We start from the raw sequence: 15,221 nt of genomic DNA, 5'->3' as shown, positions 1-15,221 counted from the left end.
TTAATAAAAAATTTTTTGTACAATAACTCTTGGAGGTGTCTCTATGAAAAAAATTCGCTCTAAAATGTTGCTGTGGTTTTTATTGCCCATTATTATGTTTTGTGGCATCATAGCATTTGTTGTATATACAAATGTCTCGAGCTCAACGATCTCTATGTCTCGAACAACGGCCGAAAAAATCGTGATTCTTGGCAGCAAAGTAGTATCCGAATGGCTGATGAGAATCACTGATAGAATCAAGGTTCTTGCGGAGAAAAAAGTTATAGCTAATGTGACCATTGAAGGTGCGGAAGATCTGTTTGTTTCATATTCTGAAGGTGTGGCTCGCACGGTAGATGGAAAAGAAGTAGATATAAGCAAAGAGGAGTTTTTCAAGCAGATATTTTCCGGGAATGATCTGGTGATAAGCGAACCTGTATTTTCTCCATTTTCTGGAAAACCGTCATTTATTGTTGCAGCCGCATTTAAAGATTATCAAGGTCAAGTTTTAGGTTTATACGGAGCGGTTGTTCCACTCGAAACTCTGGCAAAGATGGTAAATGAAATTCAAATAACCAAGGAAAGTTTTTCCATAATTCTGAGTTCAAACGGAACAGTCATGATTCATCCAGAGAGAGACAAAGTGCTGAAGGCGAATTTTTTGAAATCTGACAATGAAAAATTGATTAGTATTGCTGAGAAAATGGTTTCTGGTGAATCAGGCTATGGAGAATTTGTGGAAGATGGAGAAAAAAGATACATTTTTTTTGCGCCCATAGAGGCTTCACGAGGCTGGTCCTTAGGAGTGAATGTCTCTGAAAGGGAGATATTCAGCAATGCGAGAAAACTCAATTTTATAGTAATATTGCTCTTTCTTATTTTGATAGCTGTTATAGTAGTAGTTGTGTTTTTTACATCGACATCGGTTTCCAATCCTATCAAAAATCTTGCCGAAGCTGTTAATAAATTTGGCCAAGGGAAATTATCGGTGAACTTTGCTTCAAGTAGTAGAGATGAAATAGGCCAAATAGCTCATGAACTTCAAAAAATGTCTGAAGCATTAAGAGGGGTTGTTGGAGATATTTTCAAAACTTCAGAAAATATAGGCAATTATGCCCAATCTTTGAAGCAAACTTCGGTAGATCTTGATGCCCTTGGGAAAATCTTTCAAACGCAAATGAAGGTTGTTCGGCAAGCAGTTGAGAGTTCTCAGCAATCATTAAAGGAGTTTATCACAGGTGTTCAGGAGATAGTCTCAAGTGCACAGAATATTGCCAGTGCCTCTCAGGAACTTTCGGCAAAATCTTCGCAAATGAGTGGCGCAGCAAAAGAGGGAGAAAAAGCTCTGAATTCAGTTGTCTCTCTGTCAGAAGACTCTAAGAATAGAGCAGAGTTCACAGTTTCTGTTGTAGAAGAGTTATCAAACAGTGTAAAGGATATAAATGAAATAGTAAATGCAATCAACTTGATTGCCGAGCAAACAAATCTTCTTGCATTGAACGCGGCTATAGAGGCTGCAAGGGCTGGTGAGGCTGGTAAAGGATTTGCTGTTGTAGCAGATGAGATAAGGAAACTTGCAGAACAAAGTAAAGCTGCTACAGAAAGAATAAGCCAGATGCTCACTGATATACACCATAAAACTGTTAAAGCCAGAGATGTGACACAACAAACGATGGATGTTGTTGATAAGATGGCACAGCAATCAATTCTGGCAAGAGAATTTTTGATAAGTATACTTGAGCGAATAGGACAATTAGCAGCTATGATTGATGGCCTCGCTGCAAATGCGCAACAACAGAGTGCTTCATCTGAGGAAATGAATAATGCTATCGCAACGGTAAGAGATTCTATTGATGAAATAATAAAAAGCACGGAAGAGACGATAAAAATATTGAAACAACAAATTGAGATAAATCAAAAGGTTGGTAATGTGAGTTCTAAGTTATTCGATGTCTCAAATGAATTGAAAGAGCTTGTTAGCAGGTTTGAAATGTAAGTTTTGTAGCATATATTATGTTAACAATCATTTCACAAAAATATTTTGAACTTTGATAGGAATGTCTGTGTCTAAAATGTTGGAAGATGAATAGGACCCCCCACCCTCCTTTTGACACATAGAGAAACTTTATAAAGATTCACTCAGGGCGATCTTGAAGATCGCCCTTTATTTTACCTGTATAATAATCCTTAGGCTTATTATTATTTACAGGGAGGCGATTTTCTTGAAAATAGGTAATCGTGAAAACGTTAGTCCACAAAAATTTTTTGAGGGGAAAGTTGTTAAAAGAATTTTGATTGGGGAAAAGGATGGTGCGCCCGGTTTCACAATGAGATTGTTCACACTTCAGCCCGGTGCGTCTACACCTTATCATAATCACAGTTGGGAACATGAAGTTTTTGTTTTAGAGGGAAAATTGAAGATTAGATCCAAGAATGGAGAAGAAGTAATAGAAAGTGGAAGTTTTGTTTTTGTAGAACCTGATGAAGAACATCAGTTTGTCAACATAGATGACGGACCATCATCGTTTATATGTGTCGTACCAAATTATGGCGAACAATGACTGAGCGCAGAAGTTCTATTTTGACCTTCCTGATCTGATAATTTGTTTTGCGCCGACTTGACATGTAACAATAAAGGTGATATTATTTCTATGGGATTAATTCATGTTACGACAAAATTCTGGCGTGCAGCCAGGCGGGGAGGGAAGGTTTATGAAAAAGTGGATAGTTTTTTCTGCTTTGCTATATGCGGTAATCTTGGGCGCTGCAACGCTTACCGTAATTGGCCCTTGGTCAGGCGCCGAGATGGATGCATTTGTGCCTGTGCTTCAGGAATTTGAGAAACAAACCGGTATTGATGTGGAGTACAAAATCTATCGAGCGGAAGATCTTGCAAATTTGTTGCCGGCACAGTTTGCTGCAAAAAGGGCTCCTGGAGATGTTATTTTCATGTGGGCAAGCTTTATAAGAGAATATGGACAGAAAGGTCATATAATGCCATTGACAGATGTCCTGAACGAAGCAAATTATTTACCTGGCTCACTTGATGCTGTGAAAGTTGGAAAAGAACTCTATGGGGCAGCCTACACCGGAAAGGTTAAACCAGGGTTCTGGTATAGAAAATCGTTCTTCGAGAAAAATGGCTTGCAACCACCGAAAACGTGGGACGAATTCATCAGCTTGCTCGAAAAGATCAAAAAAATACCTGGAATAAAGGCTCCGATAGCAAGTGGTGACGGTGTTGGATGGCCACTGTCTGATGTAACAGAGCATTTCCTCGTAACTTTTGGAGGACCTGAGCTTCAATATGATTTGATCGAGGGAAACATACGATGGGATAGCAATATAGTTATGAATGCAATGAACAAATTGACGTATTTACTCGATAAAAAATACTTTGGTGAACCGACAGAATGGACACTTGTACTGAAACAGTGGTGGGCAGGAGATTATGCGCTGTACTTTATGGGTAGCTGGATAACCGGTATGGTAGATGATCCCAACGATCTCGGAGTTTTCTCGCTGCCCGGTGCAAAGGGAGTTGTATTTGGCGCAGATTATGCATTCGTACCCAAGTACACCCAGCATTCAGAAGAAGCCAAGAAACTCATTGCATGGCTATGCGGCCCAGAAGGTCAGGCTTTTCAGGTAAAACAGGGTGGACATATCGCGACAGCAAAAGGTATAGATTTGTCCAACTATCCTCCTGTTGATAGAGAAGTGGCTAAGATAATAGAAGGCATAACTGCTTTACCAGACCTGGATGATTCGATTGGTGGAGAATTCCAGCCTGCATTCTGGGATCAGTTGAAATTGCTATGGGTACAACCGGGCAGGATAAACGATGTAATAAGAACTTTGCAGGATAAAGCACCGAAAAAGTGAGAATATGAAGGCGAAAAAAAGATATGTTTTGTTTTTTGTGATGCCTGCTATTTTGATGCTGCTTGTTTTTGTAGTATATCCGGTTGTAAGAACTGTGGTCCTGAGTTTTTTTAATTCGGACGGAGATTTTGTTGGATTGAAAAATTATTTTCAGGTTCTTTCAAGTCGTGAAATAGTTGATTTAGAGGGTTTTTCCCGGGGATTTCCCCTGGGAGCCCTTATTCACAATTTACTATGGATAGCAATTCATCTGCCTCTTGTTTTGATTCTCGGCCTGGTACTTGCAGTGCTTTTGAGAAATGTCAGAGGTGGATTTATTATAAAATCGATTATTTTTCTTGGAATGGTTATGCCAATGATTGTTGGTGGTGTGATGATAAATTTCATTTTCGATAGAAATCTTGGTATAGTGAACGGTGTTCTTGGGTTGTTCAAAATTCAGGGTAAGACGTGGACTGCATATCCAAACACAGCTCTTTTATCTCTTATATTTGGATCAGTGTGGTTATGGACAGGTTTTTCAGTTGTGCTTTATTCGGCTGGTTTAGAGACAATTCCAAAAGATTATTATGAGGCTGCTCAACTCGATGGTGCTTCTGCTTGGAAAGTATTCACGAATATAACAGTACCTTTACTTAAACCAATTACTGTGGTTGTAACTACAATGACCTTATTGTGGGAACTGAAAGTGTTCGACATCGTCTATGTTGCTACTATGGGAGGTCCAGGAGGGGCTTCAAATGTTTTGGCATTGCAAATGTACACATATGCTTTTAGAGCACTTGATTTCAACAGATCTGCTGTTGTCGCCGTGATATTGACTCTTTCAACGCTTGCCGTTAGTTTGTCTTTGCTTAAATCTGTGAGGGATGATCAATCATGAATAAAAAAGTTCTCTGGACAGTAGTTGGATGGATAATAGGTTTGATCTGGATAATTCCCTTCATAGGTGTTCTGATGACAGCTACACGCCCGCTTGATGAATTGCTCAATGGCTGGTGGAATTTTGATTCATTTCATCCAACGTTGAATAACTTTGTGGGCGCCTGGAATCATCCAACTGCTTCACTGAAACAGGGCATGATGAATTCTCTCATTGTTGCCATTCCGGCAACTTTTATTCCTCTGATACTTGCAACTATGGCTGGATACGGATTTTCACGCTACAGATTTCGATTTAGAAAATCTTTGTTTGCGCTCGTTGTTATAACACTTGCTCTTCCTCAGCAAACGATAGCTGTTCCAATTTTTCAGCTTATGAACTGGTTAAATTTGATAGACAGTTATTCGGGGTTAATAATAGTACACACTGCCTGGGGTATACCATGGATCACATTTTTTATGAGAAACTTTTTTGTCACCATACCAAGAGCCATGGAAGAAGCTGCACGTATAGATGGCGCAAACGATATAACCATATTTTTCAGAGTAGTTCTTCCGATGGCACTTCCTGCTGTGGGCTCAGCTTTTGCATTACAATTTTCATGGGTCTGGAGCGATTTCTTTCTGGCGTTGATACTCATATATTCTCCTGATAAATTGTTAGCGACGCAGAGAATACCTCTTATGAGAGGGGTTTACCATGTAGACTGGGGGCTTTTATCTTCCGCGGCGATAATAGTTATGGTAGTTCCAATACTTATCTATCTGTTGTTACAGAGATACTATATAAAAGGAATGGTTGGCTGGTCACTGAAATAAACGGGAGGAGATTAAATGAAGGTTCAGTTGTGTGAGAAAAGTGTAGAAGAATACAGAAAAATTATAGGTGATAAAGTAGATGAAATTAAAGAATCCGCTAAGAATTTGACCGGTCTGAAAGTTGTGAATGTCAATGCCACGGCATTTGGTGGCGGTGTGGCTGAAATATTACAGAACCTTGTGCCGCTTATGAGATCTGTTGGTATAGATGCAGAATGGCATGCTATAGAGGCTCCCAGTGATTTTTTCAATATAACGAAAAAATTTCACAATACCCTTCAGGGAGCATCCATTGAGATAACTGATGAAGAGTGGAAATTTTACCAGAGCGTGTGTGAGAAGAACAAAAATATTGTGGACGAAAAAGCTGATATTGTAGTCATACATGACCCACAGCCGGCTGCTATAAAGATTTTTTCAAAAGCAAGAGCAAAATGGATTTGGAGATGTCATATCGATTTATCGACACCGAATGAGGCTGTGTGGAACAAATTCAGTAGATATGTGGAAAATTACGATAAACTTGTTTTCCATTTAAAAGAGTATTTTCCTAAAGAAATGGCTGGCAGGTGTGTTGCTTTTCCTCCAAGTATAGATCCGCTGAGTGAAAAAAATATTCATCTGGATGATGAATTTTCAAGAAAACTTTTAAAAACACTGGGTATAGATGTAAACAAACCTCTGATAACTGTTGTTGCCCGATTTGATCCCTGGAAAGATTTATTTTCAGCAATTGACGTTTATAGACTGGTCAAGAAATCTATTCCTGAGGTTCAGCTTGCAATAGTGTCAGCCATGGCAAGTGACGATCCGGAAGGATGGATCTTTTTTGAAAAAGTTGCAAGATATGCCGGCACAGATAAAGATATATTTTTCTGCACTAATCTGAATGGTGTTGGTAATAGAGAGGTTAACGCAATACAAAGAATGAGCACTGTTGCCCTGCATACCGCAACAAGAGAGGGATTCGGGCTTGTTATAAGTGAAGCTCTTTACAAAATGGTTCCTGTTGTTGCGAGGCCTGTTGGTGGCATAAAAATACAGATATCTCATGGCAAAAATGGATATCTTGCATGGAACGTTGAAGATCTGGCAGAATTTGTGAGAAAATTGATAGAGGATGAAGAGCTCAGAAAAACAATGGGAGAAAACGGGAGAAAAACTGTTATAGAGAAATTCATAATAACTGTTAATCTGGCTAATTATATAAAGCTTTTCAATGAAGTCTTGAGGTGAATTGAGTGCCAGCACCTGCTGTGAGAAAGAAAAACAAGAAAGATGTTCTTCTATCTATTTTTGAACATGATGGGATTTCACGTGCCAGCGTTGCAAAAATCACAAATCTTGCTTTGAGTACGCTCAGTTATATAATTAGAGAGCTCGAAGAAGAAGGTTTTCTCGAAAGTGAGGAATTGCTTCAAGGTAGAGGAAGACCAGCAAGAGTATTGAAAATCAATCCAGGTAGCTGGTTTACGGCTGGTATAAAAGTTGGAAGAGAAGAAGTTAGAGGGACACTTTTTGATGCACGGATGATCCCCATCAGAAATCACAGTATTAAAATTCTTTCGGAAATAAGAAATAACGATGGTTACACGGAAGCTATAAAAGAAGTGGTTGAGAAACTTAGATGTAATCAATTACTTGGAATAGGCGTATGTTCATCGGGTATAGTCGAGGATAGCAGGATAGTTGTGTCTCATTTAATGAACGTGCGGAATCTGGATATCAAGGAACTTTTGGTGAAGAAACTTGGTATAAAGAGATTTATTCTTATGAATGATGTTGATGCTTTATGTTACTCAGTTTCTAAAGCGGTAAAAGAAGATTTTCTCGTTGTAACTTATGGAACGGGTATAGGCGCAAGTGCATGGGCGAAAGGCCAAACAAGACATTTTGAAATTGGCCATACAATTATTTCTTCAGAGGGGAAATGCTACTGTGGTCAGACCGGGTGTCTTGAATACCATGCCTCAGAGTACGCTGTTCTGAAAAGATTTTGTGGCGAGAAAATAAATTTTGAAGATTTTGCGAGAAACGAAGAAGAAAAATACAGATCTCAAATAGAGCAAATCAGAACAATTGCCTCGCGAGATTTCATGTCGGTAAAAGCTTTTTACAATGATCCACTCAGAAAACTTGCCACTGTTGTTGGAAATCTTATGATGGTTCTAAAACCTGCCCGTGTTGTTTTTCTGGGTGAAGGCATGGTTAACAGAAAAATGATTGATATAATTGAAGATTACGTGATACAAAATTTTAATAAAGAATTTATCAACGATGCTACTTTCACACTTGGAAAAGCAGACTGGGAACATGGAGTTGCTTCTGCTGTAGTGCACAAGTTTATAGCAGATATAATCAAGTAAACTATTTGTAGCTTATGAGCTGTGTCACCATTTTTCAAAACTAACGAGTTCTACTGTGTAATTTTCTGTGGGTATGATTACTTTAAGTACAAGTTCGATTTGCTTACTTACAACCCATGTCATCTGCAGTTCGTCATCCACATAATACGAAAATTTCCTACCTACATAGCCAGCAACTTTTTCATCACCTTCGTAAACGATTTTTATGTTGTACATATTCAGTGTAGTTGGATTGTCCAGATCTATCATCTGGAAAAAAGGCTGAAAGGCAGGATTGTATATATATCCGAAGGCTATTGCAAGATACGATGCAGCTACTTGCTCGAAGGTGACATCTTGACCTTCATCTACTGTAAATTTTGTCCACTGAGTAACTTCATATTTGCCATTAATTCTCTTTGTCTCAAAACCAGTAAGTATCATTTCTTCGTCGCTCACGATTCTGTAAATAATCGACCTGTAGTTCAAAAAATTCATTTCTGCTTCGTAGCCTAATAATGTTATGGACAGCAGAACTAATAAAATCAAAATGGCTTTTTTCATGGAAATCCCCCCTGTGGACAAATTTGTTTAATTATAACATTCCATAAACAAATGAGCCAATCAATCCGCACGCAAAAATCAAAATAAGAGGGTGTATTTTGAGTTTACTAATGCAAAGAAAAGTGAATGAGGCTATAAGTAATGTCCATAAATCTTTTATGTTTGGTGAGATTAAGGAGTAAACAGTTACCAGAACCATTACAGTCGTAACTCCCATAAGAGAAGAAGACCATTTGTTTTTGTTTATTTTTATTCTGCCTGATAAATAAAATATTACAGCGATTATCACAATAGGTGCCAGTAAAAAAGCTATAGTGTTCAGAAGAGCTCCTGTGAATCCATAATATCTGTAACCAGTATAGGTTGCAAGATTGATAGCAACTGGTCCTGGTGTCATCTGCGCAATTGATATGGCTTGAGAAAATTCCTCAGCAGAGAGAATACCTTTTTCGATCATTTCGTATTTGAGAATGCCAACAACAGCCCATCCACCACCGAAGGCAAAGAAACCAATCTTCAAGAAAGTCAATATTAATTTCAAAATCATTTACTCAACTCCCTTGAAATAAAGAAAAAATAACACCCCTGCGAAAACAGGTATGAGAAAATCATTGTTCAATATCAATAAAATCACACCAGCAGCTACAATTACTATTTTGAAAATAGTCCACTTCTGTTTTTTTATCAATCCGTAAAAAACATTAAACACGAGGCCAATTACCGCCGCATAGCAGCCCTTGAGAAATCCTCGAACATAGATATTATTCGATAGTGGCTTAATTACACTTGCCACAGCAACGATGGCGAAGAATGGTGGTAAGACTACAGCAATACCAGCGAGTAGAGCCCCAGGGATGCCAGCCACTCTTTTTCCTACCATGATAGCTGTGTTAAAAGCTATAGGACCTGGTATAGTTTGAGCAATCGATAGGTCTTTGTAGAATTCATCCTCATTGCTCCACCCCATCTTTTTTGCTTCCCATTGCATCACTGGAATCATTGCATATCCACCGCCGAGGGTTAAAGATGAGATTTTTAGAAACGTCAAGAAAACCTTCAACAAGACATTCATTACCTTTCACCCCGTTGTCTAATCTAATAATAGCTTATGATAGAATTCTGAAGACAGGTATAATTAATTTGCCATGCATTCTTCCTGATTTTAAAACAATTGGTTGCTGTCTGGAGGTTTGAACATGAAAAAACATGAAAATGAGAAATCTTCGTTTTTTTCATTGTTGCTGAAAAATCAGGTAATTTTTGCCTGTACAGTTATTATTGGAACTTTTTTTGCCATTAATTTGCTTCTGGAAAAATTTTATAATAAATATGTCTTTGAGCCGGTTTTTGAAAGTACAGTTAATTATGTCTCCGCTTATATAGATGAATGGCAGAGAACAGTTCAGACTTTTGATGTTTCTTATAAGTTGTTTGCAGCACAATTACTTGAATCTGTTGGAAAAGAGCTTGAAGAAGATTTCAATGTTTCGGATGAATATCTGACAGATTTTATAAACAGCCAGACTGACATCGAACGATCCTTGTACCTTGAAAAAGCAAACTGGTACTTGATCGATCCAGATGGAATAATCCAGAGAACCAATTATGCTACAGATCTTTTTCTTGATCTTTCAAAGGCTGTTCCCAGATATTGGCAGAGTCAGCTGAGTTCTATGGAAAAAGGTCAGGTTCTTCTGGAAAATCTCAGTTTTGAGGTTAGAACAAACAGACCACGAATTTTTGTATACAAAAAATTGTCGAATGACTGGATTTTAGAAATAGGATTCAGTATAAAACCTGTTTTAGTAGAAAAAATGTGGAAGAATCTAAACAATATTATTGAGAGCAGCAAATATATTGAAGAAATCAGGCTTTACAGTGTTTCTTTTCTTCCATTTGGTCATTCTGTAAAACTTGATGAACATGAAATGGAAAATTTTTCTAAGGTTCAGTCTGAAAGAGATTATTTTGTTGAATCTATAGGAGATTCCATGTTCAAGCTGTACAAAAATTGGATTCCATTAACAGATGAAGGAAAAATAGATTGGAGCAGCTATAGTGTTCACTTTACTGTTAGAGCTCTAATTTTGCTCAATTTTAAAGAACTTGCCCTGTTTAAGACTCAACTAATTTTTATCTTCAGTTGTGCGATAGTTTCAGCCGTTCTGATAAGTGTTTTCATAAACCTGAGGCAATTTAGAAGAATTCTGTTGCCAATAGCAAAATTACTGGATAGAATCGAAAAATTCAGGAACAATCCGCTCGCCAAAGAAGCACCTGGCAAACCCGAGTCGCGAATAAAAGAAGTTTATGAGCTGGAACGATCTTTCCAGGAAATGCAAAAGAGTGTCGTTAGCCAGATGATTTCCCAAAAACTCGCCAACGAGCTTTTGGAGCAAGATCTTGAAAAATATAAATCAGAAGCTCTTATAGATTCCTTAACAGGTCTTTATAATTACAGATTTTTACTTAGGTATAGAGCAAATCTTGAAGATTCTCAAAAGAGGTTTGTGATTTGTTTTATAGATGTTGACGGGTTGAAAGATATAAATGATAATTACGGTCATAGTGTTGGGGATACAGTTCTCAAAATAATTGCGGAAAAACTCAGAGCTGTTATCAGAAAAAAAGATGTTGCTCTGAGGATAGGAGGAGATGAATTTGCAATTATATTTGATGATGCGGATTTAAATGAAGCCGAGAATGTTATGAGGCGTATTGAATCGGCTCTTTCAGATACGAAAATAGATAACGTCTCCGGGCTTAAAATTTCCATCAGTTATGGCCTGGCCGAAGGATCGGTGGAGTCTCAGGCGACTTTTGAAGAGATCCTGAAAAGCGCAGATATAAGTATGTACAGGCAAAAAGTATCTAAGAAAAGAGATTAGGATCAACACACTTGAATGGAGGTGGTTTTGTGAAAGTGGTTGAAGTAATTGATCTGAAAAAGAGCTACGGAACTTTTCAAGCTTTGAAAGGCGTGAAGTTTGAGATAGACGGAGGAGAGATTTTTGGTTTGATAGGCCCGAACGGTGCTGGTAAAACCACGACTTTGAGAATAATCTCAACTTTGTTGAAACCAGACTCCGGTAGCGTGAAGGTTTTTGGATATGATGTAACCTCATCTCCTGATGATGTTAGAAAATTTATAAGTTATCTTCCTGAAGATGCTGGTGCTTATAAAGAGTTAACTGGCCTGGAGTATCTGAGATTCATTGCCAGATTTTTTGCCAGAGATGAGGCTGAGTTCAAAGATATGGTTGAAAAAGGTGTTCAGATAGCAAAATTGAAAGACAGAATCACTTCGAAAGTAAGCACATACAGTAAAGGTATGATCAGAAGATTGTTGATTGCCAGAGCACTTATGGTAAATCCGAAACTTGCGATTCTGGATGAACCAACCTCTGGTTTGGATGTCCTGAATGCTCAGGAAGTTAGAAAAGTGATAAAGGATTATACGAAAAACGGTGGAACGGTACTTTTATCTTCTCATAACATGCTTGAAGTGGAATTTCTCTGTGATCGAATTGCTCTTATAAATGAAGGACAGATAGCCAGAATAGGCTCTCCAGTACAACTCAAGCAAGAATTTAACGCTGTTAATATAGAAGAAGTTTTCACAGAGGTGATAAGATGTTCGCAAACTTGTTGAAAAAAGAACTTCGAGAGGTTCTCACCATAGGGAATCTTATAGTGGTAATTGTTCTTGCTTTCGTGTACGCTTCTATAGGTGGAAGTATAGGAAATATAGAAAAAGAAGTGGCGAAAAAACCTGTTGTGGCAATAGTGAACATGGACAGAGGAGAATATGGAAGAGTTGTTCAAAGCAGCATAGAAAGCTTTGCAGAAGTTGTTTACACAGGAAAAGATTTGCAAAGCGGACTCGACGTTTTGAGAAACCAGAGCGGTTCAGCTCTTCTTCTTGTTGAGGAGAATTTTACAGATAGCATCAAGTCAGGTGAGAAAGCGAGAATAAAGATTTTTTGGTTGCTCAAGGGACTCGGTATTATGGACACGATTTCTTCGAGTGTTCTTGAGAATTTTGCCAGCAACGTTGAGAAGCAAATAACAATTATCCTTATGAACCAGTATAATGTTAAAAATCCACAGCTTGTACTTGATCCTGTTGAAAAAGTAGATGCAACAATTTTTCAGGGGAGAGTCTTTGATGGTGCGTCGCCTTCCCAGTTGCTAAATTTAAGCAGTTCTCAATCAACAATGACTTCTGTTGTGATAATGATGTTGATAATCATGGCTGGAAGCACTGTGATATCTTCAATGGGTTTGGAAAAAGAAAACAAGACATTAGAAACTCTTTTGACCATGCCAGTGAAAAGAAGCTATATAGTTTTTTCAAAAATACTGGCTGCTGCTATAGCAGGTTTAGTTATGGCATCTATTTATATGATTGGTTTTAGTTTTTATATGAAACCTTTAACGGCAAGTTCCACAGGCAACCTTGACTTGACACTTTCTATGGTTGATTACGTACTGGTTGGGCTGTCACTTTTCACGGCTTTGCTTTGTGGAATTAGCTTGGCAATGTTTTTAGGTATTCTCTCGAAGGATTTCAAGAGTGCTCAGACGATGACTTTTCCACTGACAGCGCTTGCTGTTTTCAGTGGGCTCATAACTATGTTTAAAGACTTTTCGACTCTGTCACTTCCGTTGAAGATAGCTGTTTTTGCTATACCTTTTACTCATCCAATGCTGTCTATAAGAAACCTTTTGTTTGAAAACCGCTCTTTTGTTTTCTATGGATGTGTTTATAATGGTATTCTCGCTGCTTTCTTAGTTATTTTGATCACAAGGATTTTCAATACAGATCGGTTGATTGTTGGTATTGATTTCAGAAAAAAAAGACGAGCACGTTTACTTTAAAAAATCGGGGCTCACAGAGCCCCGACTGTCGCGAGAAGGTGTGTTTATGTGGTAGAGGTTGCTCATGCAATTAAAGCTTTACAGGAAAGTTTGTGTTCTCGGATAAGCTTGGTAAGTTGAGGTACTATTTTGTGCAAATCTCCAACAACAGCAAGATCGGCTATAGACATAATTGGTGCTTCAGGATCTTTGTTTATAGCAATAATATATTCGCTTTCATGCATTCCAGCTATATGCTGAATAGCACCTGATATACCGCATGCTATGTACAGCTTTGGTTTAATAATCTTTCCTGTCTGCCCCACCTGTTTTTCTTTCTCAATCCATCCTGCTTCAACAGCGCCCCTTGATCCGGCTACTGTGCCACCGAGTGCTTCGGCAAGTTCGTGGAGTATATCAAATCCTTTTTTACTGCCAACGCCTCTACCGCCAGAAACAACTATTTTTGCTTCAGAGATGTCAATCGATGATTTCTCAATTTTCATGACTTTCTCAACAATGACAAGCAAATCTTCATCGCTCAAATCTGGTTCAATGGACTCCACAGTTCCTTTTCTTGAAGGATTTGCGCAAGGCATCGGGAAGACGCCGGGACGCACAGTCGCCATCTGTGGCCTGTGCACGGGGCATTCAATAGTAGCCATCAGATTTCCGGAAAAAGCAGGACGGGTCATGAGAAGATTTTTCGTATTTGGATCGATTTCAAGGTGGGTGCAGTCTGCTGTCAGGCCTGTCTTTAATCTTGCGGCGAGCCTTGGGGCAAGATCTCTACCAATATGAGTTGCACCTATTAAAACTATCGATGGTTTTCTCTCGTTGATGAGTTTGCTCAAAACTTTTGTATATCCACCTGCGGTATAATGTTGAAGTAGCTCGTGCTCTATAAAAATGACGTGATCTGCTCCGTGTTGAATTAAAAAATCTGCGCAATCGGAAATTTTCCATCCGAGAACCACTGCCGTAAGCTCTTCATTCAATTCATCTGAAAGTTCCCTTGCTTTTCCTATAAGCTCCATACTGACTCTTTGCAAAGTTTCTCTGTATTCTGATATAACCCATACGCCCATATAATATCCCCTCCGTTATACGAGCTGCCTGTTCTGCAATTCTATGAAAATCTGTTCGGCTGATTCGTGCGGGTTGAGTTCGATCTTCTTTCCCTCTTTTCTGGGTCCTTTTGTAAAAGTTTTTCTCACTTTCGTTGGAGAACCCGTTAAACCGACGTCTTCTCTCTTTAAGAAAAGATCTGAAAGTTTCAGGGTTTGAATAGTTTTTTTAAAACAACCGAACAAATCGTTCATATTCATATATCTTGGAATATTTAAGTCTTTACTGCAAGCTAAAAGACACGGTAGTTTGGTTTTCACTATTTCATAACCATCTTCCAGTGCTCTTTGAACTTTCACAAAATCTCCTGAAAATTCAGCTTTTTCAACATATGTAACATGTGGAATTTGTAGATGTTCCGCAATTTCTGGCCCAACCTGAGCTGTATCTCCGTCTATTGCCTGCCTGCCGGTCAGAATTAAATCAAAACCAATTTTTTTTGCAAAAGCGGCAAGCACAAGGCTTGTTGCCAGTGTATCGGAGCCAGCGAAGGCTGTATCACTTATCAAATATGCTTCGTCTATACCCATAGCGAGTGATTCTCGAAGTGACCATTCTGCCTGAGAAGGCCCCATTGTTGCAACTATTGTGTGAGCCTTTATTTGTTCTTTCAATTGTAATGCCAATTCTAAAGCGTTTTTATCTTCCGGATTTATGATCGAGGGCACACCTTCACGTATCAATGTTCCTGTTTTAGGGTCAACTCTTACTTCATGTGTGTTCGGTACCTGCTTTATGAAAACCAGAATTTTCATTATT

The 15,221-nt window shown here is 38.5% G+C and carries 16 protein-coding genes; 11 read left to right on the top strand and 5 right to left on the bottom strand.

Going from position 1 to position 15,221, the window contains the following annotated elements:
- The first annotated feature begins 43 nt into the window (after positions 1–43).
- From TLET_RS09480 to TLET_RS09450, 7 genes are all read left to right on the top strand, one after another.
- A complete protein-coding gene (locus TLET_RS09480; protein WP_012003876.1) occupies positions 44–1,975 on the top strand; it encodes a methyl-accepting chemotaxis protein in 1,932 nt (643 codons plus the stop codon).
- A 226-nt stretch (positions 1,976–2,201) separates the two neighbouring features.
- Positions 2,202–2,540, top strand: coding sequence for a cupin domain-containing protein (locus TLET_RS09475; RefSeq protein ID WP_041428472.1), 339 nt, complete (start codon positions 2,202–2,204; stop codon positions 2,538–2,540).
- A gap of 151 nt (positions 2,541–2,691) precedes the next feature.
- Positions 2,692–3,864 (top strand): ABC transporter substrate-binding protein, encoded by a 1,173-nt coding sequence (locus TLET_RS09470; RefSeq protein ID WP_041428470.1) that lies wholly within the window; start codon positions 2,692–2,694, stop codon positions 3,862–3,864.
- Between the two features lie 4 nt (positions 3,865–3,868).
- Positions 3,869–4,747 carry a carbohydrate ABC transporter permease gene (locus tag TLET_RS09465; protein ID WP_012003873.1) on the top strand — a complete coding sequence of 293 codons (879 nt, stop codon included), beginning with the start codon at positions 3,869–3,871 and terminating at the stop codon, positions 4,745–4,747.
- Positions 4,744–5,565, top strand: a complete 822-nt coding sequence (locus TLET_RS09460; protein WP_012003872.1) for a carbohydrate ABC transporter permease — start codon at positions 4,744–4,746, stop codon at positions 5,563–5,565. The genes TLET_RS09465 and TLET_RS09460 overlap by 4 nt, the downstream gene beginning before the upstream one ends.
- A gap of 15 nt (positions 5,566–5,580) precedes the next feature.
- Positions 5,581–6,801 (top strand): glycosyltransferase, encoded by a 1,221-nt coding sequence (locus TLET_RS09455; protein WP_012003871.1) that lies wholly within the window; start codon positions 5,581–5,583, stop codon positions 6,799–6,801.
- 5 nt (positions 6,802–6,806) lie between these two features.
- Positions 6,807–7,931, top strand: coding sequence for an ROK family protein (locus TLET_RS09450; RefSeq protein ID WP_012003870.1), 1,125 nt, complete (start codon positions 6,807–6,809; stop codon positions 7,929–7,931).
- A gap of 24 nt (positions 7,932–7,955) precedes the next feature.
- Here the strand turns inward: TLET_RS09450 and TLET_RS09445 are convergent, their stop codons facing one another.
- The 3 genes from TLET_RS09445 to TLET_RS09435 are packed head-to-tail and all read right to left on the bottom strand — an operon-like array spanning position 7,956 to position 9,474.
- On the bottom strand, positions 7,956–8,474 hold the full coding sequence (locus TLET_RS09445) for a hypothetical protein (RefSeq protein ID WP_012003869.1): 519 nt from the start codon (positions 8,472–8,474) through the stop codon (positions 7,956–7,958).
- Between the two features lie 31 nt (positions 8,475–8,505).
- A complete protein-coding gene (locus TLET_RS09440; protein WP_012003868.1) occupies positions 8,506–9,021 on the bottom strand; it encodes a chromate transporter in 516 nt (171 codons plus the stop codon).
- On the bottom strand, positions 9,022–9,474 hold the full coding sequence (locus tag TLET_RS09435; RefSeq protein ID WP_266105295.1) for a chromate transporter: 453 nt from the start codon (positions 9,472–9,474) through the stop codon (positions 9,022–9,024).
- 26 nt (positions 9,475–9,500) lie between these two features.
- On the opposite strand from TLET_RS09435, the gene TLET_RS10980 reads away from it, so the two are divergent.
- Genes TLET_RS10980 through TLET_RS09420 form a run of 4 tightly spaced genes read left to right on the top strand, consistent with a single transcriptional unit; the run spans position 9,501 to position 13,355 of the window.
- A complete protein-coding gene (locus tag TLET_RS10980; protein ID WP_187146394.1) occupies positions 9,501–9,668 on the top strand; it encodes a hypothetical protein in 168 nt (55 codons plus the stop codon).
- Positions 9,669–9,670: 2 nt separating this feature from the next.
- Positions 9,671–11,362 carry a GGDEF domain-containing protein gene (locus TLET_RS09430; RefSeq protein ID WP_012003866.1) on the top strand — a complete coding sequence of 564 codons (1,692 nt, stop codon included), beginning with the start codon at positions 9,671–9,673 and terminating at the stop codon, positions 11,360–11,362.
- A 29-nt stretch (positions 11,363–11,391) separates the two neighbouring features.
- Entirely contained in the window at positions 11,392–12,126 is a 735-nt protein-coding gene (locus TLET_RS09425; RefSeq protein ID WP_012003865.1) for an ABC transporter ATP-binding protein, read from the top strand.
- Positions 12,108–13,355: an ABC transporter permease gene (locus TLET_RS09420; protein ID WP_012003864.1), complete on the top strand. Its 1,248-nt coding sequence runs from the start codon at positions 12,108–12,110 to the stop codon at positions 13,353–13,355. The genes TLET_RS09425 and TLET_RS09420 overlap by 19 nt, the downstream gene beginning before the upstream one ends.
- A 62-nt stretch (positions 13,356–13,417) precedes the next feature.
- Here the strand turns inward: TLET_RS09420 and TLET_RS09415 are convergent, their stop codons facing one another.
- Both TLET_RS09415 and TLET_RS09410 read right to left on the bottom strand, forming a co-directional pair.
- Complete coding sequence (locus TLET_RS09415) at positions 13,418–14,422, bottom strand: electron transfer flavoprotein subunit alpha/FixB family protein (protein ID WP_012003863.1); 1,005 nt, start codon at positions 14,420–14,422, stop codon at positions 13,418–13,420.
- A gap of 15 nt (positions 14,423–14,437) precedes the next feature.
- Positions 14,438–15,217 carry an electron transfer flavoprotein subunit beta/FixA family protein gene (locus TLET_RS09410; RefSeq protein WP_012003862.1) on the bottom strand — a complete coding sequence of 260 codons (780 nt, stop codon included), beginning with the start codon at positions 15,215–15,217 and terminating at the stop codon, positions 14,438–14,440.
- Positions 15,218–15,221 lie beyond the last annotated feature (4 nt).

The sequence above is a fragment of the Pseudothermotoga lettingae TMO genome (assembly GCF_000017865.1).
Classification (GTDB): Bacteria; Thermotogota; Thermotogae; order Thermotogales; family DSM-5069; genus Pseudothermotoga_B; species Pseudothermotoga_B elfii.
The sequence above is the reverse complement of the archived record's forward strand: the minus strand, read 5'-3'. Positions and strand labels throughout refer to the sequence as shown.